Origin of the sequence: Acinetobacter haemolyticus (assembly GCF_900406815.1) — a bacterium.
Classification (GTDB): domain Bacteria; phylum Pseudomonadota; class Gammaproteobacteria; order Pseudomonadales; family Moraxellaceae; genus Acinetobacter; species Acinetobacter haemolyticus_A.
Map to the genome: position 1 here is coordinate 1 of NZ_OVCN01000045.1, position 491 is coordinate 491.

Consider the following 491-nt stretch of genomic DNA (forward strand, 5'->3'; position numbering starts at 1 on the left):
AAATCAAGGACTTTGTTCACCTGATCTTCATTGGCCATACGTGCAGAATATGTGACATCGAGCGAGACAATAACGGCATTCTCTATATCTAACATCTCTGACAATTTAGGATTGAACATGTAGAGATAGCCAAGCATCTCCATTGCTCCAGAACGAATCATGTCAGTGCCAAAAACGTTGTGACCCTGCAAAATCTTAGCTGGAGAACAATTCAACTCGATATATGGTGGGTAGTAACGGGTGTCATCGCCCTTTCCTACTTTCATGCCCTCGTGATAAATCTTGAAGCCCATGCCAGTAAATGAAGTCGGCAACGATTCAAACGGATGATACAGAATCGCATTCTGTACCTTGCCCTGCATGTCCTTGTAGACACAACGGGAATGTATATTCCCCAACCCTAGATCAAGCAAGTCAAACGTCAGAACATAGCCGTTCTGCTCGTTGCCCACATAATGCTGAGGCTTGAAGAATATCCGTTGATGAATCTT

The 491-nt window shown here is 43.8% G+C and carries 1 protein-coding gene; it reads right to left on the reverse strand.

What is annotated here, in order from left to right; translation table 11 throughout:
- A partial coding sequence (locus DK207_RS15595; RefSeq protein ID WP_228247957.1) for a phage/plasmid replication protein, II/X family occupies positions 1 to 491 on the reverse strand: 491 nt, incomplete at both ends.